Below are 7,205 nucleotides of genomic sequence, written 5' to 3' on the forward strand. Positions count from 1 at the left end.
ATTTATATGAGTTTTTCAGATTTTGATGTTACGCGCCGCACCCGCAAAGGCAATTTTCTAAACCAAATTGATCAGTTGATTGATTGGAACCCGATAGAGAAAGCAATTGCTCAGCATTATGCGCCTACAAGCGATGCCACAGGTCGCCCTGCTTACTCTGGGCTACTGCTTTTCAAAATGCTGTTAGTCGGCATATGGAATGGTGGTCTCAGTGATGAGGCGGTAGAAGATATGGCTAACTCGAATCTGCACGTGATGCGTTTTTTGGGTTTGTATTCTTAAAGATAATGTTCCGGATCATTCAGTGTTATCGCGTTTTAGAACACGCTTGACGGCAGCTTGCGCATGAGATGGGTTGTTGGAGAGAATCAATGAACAAATTCAGGCGCATAACATCACGGTAACCAAGGGATGTCATGTGGATGCGAGCATCACACAAAGTCCGCGCAAACCGAAGACCAGGCCACCCTACGAAGTGGTCAATGATCGGGAAGATCGGGATGATGAAGATGATGCGAAAGCGGCTATGCGTGTGATTGAAGTTGTTCAACCTGGCGTGGATGCTGAGGCGCGCTGGGTGAAAAAAGGCGGCCAATCAATATTTGGTTATAAACAGCACACAATGGTTGATGGCAATGGTTTAGTGCTAGCAGTTGAAACCACGGCTGCCAATTGCCATGACAGCAAGCCTTTAATAACTTTACTCGAAAAGGTCGAAATCAAATCAGGCACTCGGGTTCATGCTGATAAGGCTTACTGTAGCCAGAAACACCATGCAGCTTTGAAAGCACGCGGTATTAAAAATGGTATTCAGGATAGGGCGGTGAAGAACAAACCTCTAACACAGCAACAATTACAACGCAATCGCTTGATCACGAAAGTCCGTTATGTGGTAGAGCGTACCTTTGGCAGTCAGGCGCGCTGGTTTGGAGTCAAAATCCTGCGATACCGTGGTCTAGCCAAAGCACATGCCTGGCATATTTTTCAAGCCATGGCATACAACCGGAAAAGACTACCAAAATTGTATGTCGATAGCCTATTTTCACGACTCTCACAGGAGAAATGTGCCTTTTGAACAAATAAAATGCGCTAAAGCGATCATTTTCCGGAAGAATTGGAAGTAATTCGCAAAAATATTATCCAGTTGTTTATGAAAAATATGAAATTACAGACTTCCCTCAGAAAATAGGGAGTTTTGCAAAGGTCTCTGATTTTATATCGAACAGTGTAGAGAGCAATGCAAGAAATAAAATTTAATTTTCCATTACTCGTTTCGTCATCGTAACCAATCTTGTTAGGCCGAATATTTCGCCAGAACACAAGATAAAGGCAGGCAGATTTGCGAGCAGACAAATTTGCATAGCCTGCATCAAACCAACATCCGCGACTATTGGTGCGAAATGAGGAGGAAAAGATGCTGGAAATCTCCAGCCAACATCCTATTGGATTTTCATAAATCTATCCAGAAACATTGCTTCATCAGCTTTAGCACTATGTTCCTGCTGGCCTGGTGAAATATCCAGGTTAGCTTGATATAGCTAAACCAGTTAGGAATGATTCAAAGAGCATTCTCATTGAAGAGACCCTCGATGGAGCATCGAAATTTTCTGCACAGGACTTTTGATTGCGCCCATTTGTGTTCTATGAGGTTGAGGTCCGGGGAGTAAGCGGGTAGGTATTCGAGCACGTGCCCAGCTTTGGCGATGACATCCTGGATATCCTGTCGCTTGTGGAAAGCGGCGTTGTCCATCACGATGACGCAAGCCGGAGGAAGTTTGGGCAACAGGTCTTGCACGGTCCACGCGTAGAAAACATCGGCATTAATGCTCGTCTTGAACAATCCGATGGTATGCAGGAATTCTCCGGTCAGCGCACCGATGACGTTTGTCCGCTCTTTGGCATGCCAGTCCCGGACGCCGTAGCATCTTTGCCCCAGGGGAGGATATCCATGCATGCGCGGCATATCATGGGCAAACCCACTTTCATCAATGTAAACAATCGTGCGACCGACAGTTTCATGCGCCTTGATTTTTTCCTGGAAGGAAAGCCGTGCGCCTTCGTTCGCCCCAGGGTGCCGCAGTGTTTTTTTTATAGCTCACGCGCAATTTCCTCAGGGCAAGAAAAATCGCATTTTGCGTAACACCCAGACGCTTTGCTCGCTCAAACTGGTAAGCATCGGGGTAATCGAGAACATCCTGGCGCAGCGCGTCGAGATCAATCTTGCGTCTTCTGAGCCCTTGTGGCTTGCGATAGATATTATTAATCCAGCGCGCCACGCTTGCCACACCAACATCAAATCGGGCCGCCACCTCCGCTATTGTGAGTCCTTCTTTCTTTCGAACAGACAGAATTTTACGGCGAAAATACAATGTATATGCCATGCCTTTTATCATAATCATAATTATCTTGTTTTGCTATATATTATGCCTGAACAGATATATGAGAAAATAGCGGATAAGAAAATTTCAGTATTCCGGAAATTCGCGCCATATGTATCCCATTACTTCCCGCGAGCACGGGCTCTTCAAGCAACTGGTTAAGCTGGAAAAATCGTCACGGCTACGACGATTAAAAGGTTTGACGTTACTCGATGGAGTCCATCTCATTCAGGTTTATCATGCTAGAGAACAAATACCGCTAAAGTTGATCGTGAGTGAATCAGGATATGACCATGCTGAAATCAAACATTTGATACGCGAATTCAGTAGACAAGCTGGAATCGATACCATAATGTTCAGCGATGCTTTGTTCAAGCAAGTATCCCCTGTCAGAACACCAACCGGTATCCTGGCGCTTATTGCTATTCCCACATGCGAGTCTAATGCAGTCGACGACAGTCAGGTATTTTGTGCATTACTGGAAGCCATACAGGATCCTGGCAATCTGGGCTCGATGCTTCGTTCGGCTGCAGCCGCTGGTGTGAATGATGTTTATTTGTCCAACGATTGTGCAGATGCTTGGTCGCCTAAAACACTGCGAGCAGCAATGGGAGGGCATTTCTCGCTAACTATACACGAGCAGTCTAATTTGGTGCAGGTGGCCCAGCAATTTCACGGCAAAGTCATCGCTACGACTTTACAGGCGACCCAGCATCTTTATCAAACCGATCTCAAAGGCCCGGTTGCATTTTTATTTGGCAATGAAGGAGCAGGACTATCGCAAGAAATACTGCGAGCAGTCAGCGAGCGGGTTACAATTCCCATGCTAGGCAATACGGAATCGCTCAATGCTGCTGCCGCAGCCGCCATTTGTTTCTTCGAGAAAGTCAGGCAGCAATACTATTAATGTTTGATTGCCTCATCTAAACTTTAGCTAATGTGTCTTACGTCAGTTCGCAGCAGGAAGGAGGAAATGATAGTTTTATACCTAAGCTACCATCCGCCATTGGCTTGGAAGGCTCTAGTCAGTTTTCTTTGTAGTCGGAGCAACTTTCGCGTAGAACGATTAAACGGTGATCGCTATCTGCGAACGATTAAGCTCAACAATGATACCGGCTGGATTACTGCAAGGCAGGATGCGGTCCACCACCAGATAGATGTGGCAGTATCCCCATCCCTGCTACCCTGTTTAACTCAGCTACAGACTCGTTTACGCATTTTATTTGACCTGGATGCGAACCCAGTAGTTATTGAAGCTCATCTCAAACACGACAAAATATTGAAGCAACTTATTACTCATAGCCCTGGTTTGCGCGTTCCTCGCACCCTGGATACCTTTGAGCTGAGCTTACGGGCGATACTAGGGCAGCAAGTCACCGTCAAGGCGGCCACTACCCTGTTCGGGCGTTTTGTTGCAACTTTTGGTAAACCAGTCGATACGCCATTTCCTGAACTGGATCGCACTGGACCAGTAGCTAGCGCGATTGCTAATGCAAGGCTGCAAACAATTATCGATCTTGGCTTAACACAACGCCGCGCCTCAACTATTCACCAGCTCGCGCAGAAAGTAGTCGAGGGAACACTGGGGCTGGAGCATGGTGATCCAGCTCAGATAATCGAACAGTTGCGTGAATTGTCGGGAATCGGCCCCTGGACTGCCCAATACATCGCTATGCGCGCCTTAGGAGACTCCAATGCAATTCCAGCGTCAGACTTAGGGCTAATACGCGCTTTACAAGTGGAAAAGCCAGGGGAAGTTCTATATCGTACAGAAAAATGGCAACCTTGGCGCGCCTACGGCGCAATCCATTTGTGGCATCATTTAAGTGCAGGAGGTTAAACGATGAATTACTACACAATCATGGAAAGTCCTGTCGATCCGCTCTTACTCATGAGTGATGGCGAACACCTTACTGGTTTATATATGGATGTGCAAAACTACCTGCCATCCATGAAAGAAAACTGGATTTATGAACCAACTCCCTTTGCAGAAGCCATCTCCCAATTAAAGAGCTATTTTGCAGGAGAGCTGTGTCAATTTGATCTCCCGCTAAAAGCATCCGGGACAGCTTTCCAGGAAACCGTTTGGCAATTGCTGACGACCATTCCTTATGGCGAAACTGTCAGCTATAAAAGTATTGCCGAGCGCATTCATACACCCAAAGCAGTGCGTGCAGTAGGTTTGGCAAACGGCAAGAACCCTATTTCTATTATCATACCTTGTCATCGTGTCATCGGCGCTAACGGCAAGCTAGTCGGCTACGGTGGCGGCCTGCACCGTAAGCAGTGGCTATTAGCCCATGAAGCAAAACAAGGTGAGCTACTGCCAAGATAAAACTGGCCCCGCCATTGTGATGAAATTAATCAGCTACCAGCAAAACTACAGGGCAGATAAACCAGAGAGGGTATGCTAACAGCTTCGCACGTTGGCAATTAATATCAGATCAAACTTGCTCACACTTCATAAGGCTCAGGATCTTCGGCTAAGGGTGATTCTGGTCCTATTGAAGTAGTTGTCATAGCGCTACTGCTTACCGCTCCTGGAATTCTGGGCGTATTGCAAACCACATCGGCATTTTGTGCACGATGACGCAAGGCGTGATCCATCAATACCAAGGCCAGCATGGCTTCAACGATAGGAGTAGCACGTATGCCGACACAAGGATCATGCCTGCCATGTGTTTCGACAATTACCGGCCTACCTGCCTTATCGATAGAGCGTCTCTCCAGACGTATGCTAGATGTTGGTTTAATTGCCACATTGACAGTAATTGGCTGCCCCGTGGAAATACCACCTAGAATACCGCCAGCGTTATTGCTCAGAAATCCCTTGGGCGTCATCTCGTCCGAATGCTCTGTCCCTTTCTGACTGACACTAGCAAATCCTGCACCAATCTCTACACCTTTGACGGCATTGATACTCATCATTGCATAAGCAATTTCTGCATCGAGACGATCATAAACGGGCTCACCCCAGCCAACGGGCACTCCCTCAGCGATGACGCTGATTTTTGCACCCACCGAGTCACCAGATTTTCGCAGACGATCCATAAAATCCTCGAGCTCCGGCACGATACTGTTATCTGCCGCAAAGAATGGGTTCTGATTCACATCATTCCATTGTTTAAAAGGGATGATGACAGGCCCCAATTGCGCCATATAGCCACGAATGATGACACCATAGGTTTCATGCAACCATTTCTTGGCGATTGCAGCCGCTGCAACCCGAACTGCAGTCTCGCGTGCAGATGCGCGCCCGCCCCCACGGTAATCACGAATACCGTATTTCTGCCAATAGGTGTAATCCGCATGGCCGGGGCGAAATACATCCATGATTTTGCTGTAATCCTTGCTGCGCTGATCCTCGTTACGAATCAGCAGGGCAATCGGTGTGCCGGTTGTTTTACCTTCAAACACACCCGAAAGAATTTCTACCCGATCAGCTTCTCGCCGTTGTGTAACGTGGCGCGAAGTGCCAGGTTTGCGCCGATCCAATTCTTGTTGTATAAATTCTTCTGATAAAGCCAATCCTGGTGGACATCCATCTACTACACAACCAATCGCCGGGCCATGCGACTCACCAAACGACGTGACACAAAAAAGTTTTCCTAGCGTATTCCCAGACATTCTCTTTTTCTCGTTAAATCGGTGATCCAAGTCTAACATATGCTGGTGTGGATTTTTACTGCTGCTCACCGGCGAATACTTTTATACAGATACTTGTGACTGAATTTCTTTCTTAGCCGTGCACCTCTAGGTAGAATGATGCTTACGAATAAAAGTTATTATCTAATTGATGTTACTGAGTTGAAAGAGGAGTAATCATGAATACAGCGGAAGTCAAGGCGTTTCTCACTAATTTACAAAAAAGAATCGTTGCAGGATTAGAACAGTTAGATGGCAAACCTTTCCTGCACGACGCCTGGGAACGTCCCGAGGGAGGCGGTGGATTAAGCTGCGTGATTGAAGAAGGTAATATATTTGAGCGAGGTGGGGTCAATTTTTCTTATGTCCATGGCAATGGCTTACCTGCATCAGCCACTGCCGCGCGGCCTGAATTAGCTGGTCGTTCATTTGAAGCTACCGGAGTGTCACTGGTCTTGCATCCACGCAACCCCTATGCTCCCACCATACATATGAATGTACGATTTTTTGAAGCCAAAAAAGAAGGATCAGAACCCGTTTGGTGGTTTGGTGGTGGCATGGATTTAACACCGTATTATGGCTTTGAAGAAGATGCCATTCATTTTCACCAAACCTGTAAAAATGCACTTCAGCCTTTCGGTGATGCATATTATCCTCGCTTCAAAAAATGGTGCGACGAGTATTTCTACTTAAAACATCGCAAAGAGCCACGCGGCATTGGTGGTATTTTTTTTGATGATTTGAATCAACCTGATTTCACCACCTGCTTTACTCTAATGCAGAGCGTTGGAGATCATTTTTTATCCGCCTATGTTCCGATCCTAGAAAAACGCCTCAATACACCGTATGGTGAGCGTGAGCGTGATTTTCAGGCCTATCGTCGCGGACGCTATGTCGAATTCAATCTAGTTTGGGATCGAGGAACGTTATTTGGATTGCAAACAGGTGGGCGTACCGAATCGATCCTAATGTCTTTGCCTCCGATCGTCAAATGGCGCTATAACTGGACTCCTCCATCAGGAAGTACAGAAGCCGCTCTCTATACTGATTTCTTGATTGGCAAAGATTGGGTTAAATTTTAGGAAAAATTCTGGTTGAACACTTCGAGACCTTTGCAAAACTCCCTATTTTCTGAGGGAAGTCTGTAATTTCATATTTTTCATAAACAACTGGATAATATTT

The 7,205-nt window shown here is 46.4% G+C and carries 10 protein-coding genes; 7 read left to right on the forward strand and 3 right to left on the reverse strand.

The annotated features are described in order from the left end of the window. Positions 1-6 precede the first annotated feature (6 nt). The 3 genes from R2Q26_RS06625 to R2Q26_RS06630 are packed head-to-tail and all read left to right on the forward strand — an operon-like array spanning position 7 to position 1,075. Positions 7-282: a transposase gene (locus tag R2Q26_RS06625; protein WP_317535562.1), complete on the forward strand. Its 276-nt coding sequence runs from the start codon at positions 7-9 to the stop codon at positions 280-282. Then, positions 275-349: a transposase gene (locus tag R2Q26_RS15505; protein ID WP_411182327.1), complete on the forward strand. Its 75-nt coding sequence runs from the start codon at positions 275-277 to the stop codon at positions 347-349. The genes R2Q26_RS06625 and R2Q26_RS15505 overlap by 8 nt, the downstream gene beginning before the upstream one ends. 9 nt (positions 350-358) lie before the next feature. Next, entirely contained in the window at positions 359-1,075 is a 717-nt protein-coding gene (locus R2Q26_RS06630) for an IS5 family transposase (protein WP_317535563.1), read from the forward strand. A gap of 483 nt (positions 1,076-1,558) precedes the next feature. Here R2Q26_RS06630 and R2Q26_RS06635 read toward each other — a convergent pair whose 3' ends face one another. Continuing rightward, positions 1,559-2,092 carry an IS630 family transposase gene (locus tag R2Q26_RS06635; RefSeq protein WP_317535570.1) on the reverse strand — a complete coding sequence of 178 codons (534 nt, stop codon included), beginning with the start codon at positions 2,090-2,092 and terminating at the stop codon, positions 1,559-1,561. Then, the gene (locus tag R2Q26_RS06640; RefSeq protein WP_317535564.1) at positions 2,016-2,381 is read right to left on the reverse strand and encodes an IS630 transposase-related protein; all 366 of its coding nucleotides are present in this window, start codon (positions 2,379-2,381) and stop codon (positions 2,016-2,018) included. The genes R2Q26_RS06635 and R2Q26_RS06640 overlap by 77 nt, the downstream gene beginning before the upstream one ends. 109 nt (positions 2,382-2,490) lie before the next feature. Here R2Q26_RS06640 and R2Q26_RS06645 point away from each other — a divergent pair, with 109 nt between their 5' ends. The 3 genes from R2Q26_RS06645 to R2Q26_RS06655 all read left to right on the forward strand — a co-directional run bounded on the left by R2Q26_RS06645 (position 2,491) and on the right by R2Q26_RS06655 (position 4,713). Next, a complete protein-coding gene (locus tag R2Q26_RS06645; protein ID WP_317535565.1) occupies positions 2,491-3,285 on the forward strand; it encodes an RNA methyltransferase in 795 nt (264 codons plus the stop codon). A gap of 66 nt (positions 3,286-3,351) precedes the next feature. Continuing rightward, entirely contained in the window at positions 3,352-4,218 is an 867-nt protein-coding gene (locus tag R2Q26_RS06650; RefSeq protein WP_317535566.1) for a DNA-3-methyladenine glycosylase, read from the forward strand. Positions 4,219-4,221: 3 nt separating this feature from the next. After that, positions 4,222-4,713 carry a methylated-DNA--[protein]-cysteine S-methyltransferase gene (locus R2Q26_RS06655; protein ID WP_090568742.1) on the forward strand — a complete coding sequence of 164 codons (492 nt, stop codon included), beginning with the start codon at positions 4,222-4,224 and terminating at the stop codon, positions 4,711-4,713. 119 nt (positions 4,714-4,832) lie between these two features. Here R2Q26_RS06655 and aroC read toward each other — a convergent pair whose 3' ends face one another. After that, entirely contained in the window at positions 4,833-6,005 is a 1,173-nt protein-coding gene (gene aroC / locus R2Q26_RS06660; RefSeq protein WP_317535567.1) for a chorismate synthase, read from the reverse strand. A 197-nt stretch (positions 6,006-6,202) separates the two neighbouring features. Between aroC and hemF the strand changes: the two genes are divergently transcribed. Further along, complete coding sequence (hemF, locus tag R2Q26_RS06665) at positions 6,203-7,105, forward strand: oxygen-dependent coproporphyrinogen oxidase (RefSeq protein WP_317535568.1); 903 nt, start codon at positions 6,203-6,205, stop codon at positions 7,103-7,105. Positions 7,106-7,205 lie beyond the last annotated feature (100 nt).

The organism is Nitrosomonas sp. Is37 (genome assembly GCF_033063275.1).
In the GTDB taxonomy this organism is placed as follows: domain Bacteria; phylum Pseudomonadota; class Gammaproteobacteria; order Burkholderiales; family Nitrosomonadaceae; genus Nitrosomonas.

Bases quoted from the DNA above. Each gene is read 5' to 3' on its own strand.
- R2Q26_RS06625 (WP_317535562.1), top strand. From the start codon at position 7: ATGAGTTTTTCAGATTTTGATGTTACGCGCCGCACCCGCAAAGGCAAT.
- R2Q26_RS06640 (WP_317535564.1), bottom strand. From the start codon at position 2,381: ATGGCATATACATTGTATTTTCGCCGTAAAATTCTGTCTGTTCGAAAG.
- aroC (WP_317535567.1), bottom strand. From the start codon at position 6,005: ATGTCTGGGAATACGCTAGGAAAACTTTTTTGTGTCACGTCGTTTGGT.
- hemF (WP_317535568.1), top strand. From the start codon at position 6,203: ATGAATACAGCGGAAGTCAAGGCGTTTCTCACTAATTTACAAAAAAGA.
- R2Q26_RS06655 (WP_090568742.1), top strand. From the start codon at position 4,222: ATGAATTACTACACAATCATGGAAAGTCCTGTCGATCCGCTCTTACTC.
- R2Q26_RS06645 (WP_317535565.1), top strand. From the start codon at position 2,491: ATGTATCCCATTACTTCCCGCGAGCACGGGCTCTTCAAGCAACTGGTT.
- R2Q26_RS06650 (WP_317535566.1), top strand. From the start codon at position 3,352: ATGATAGTTTTATACCTAAGCTACCATCCGCCATTGGCTTGGAAGGCT.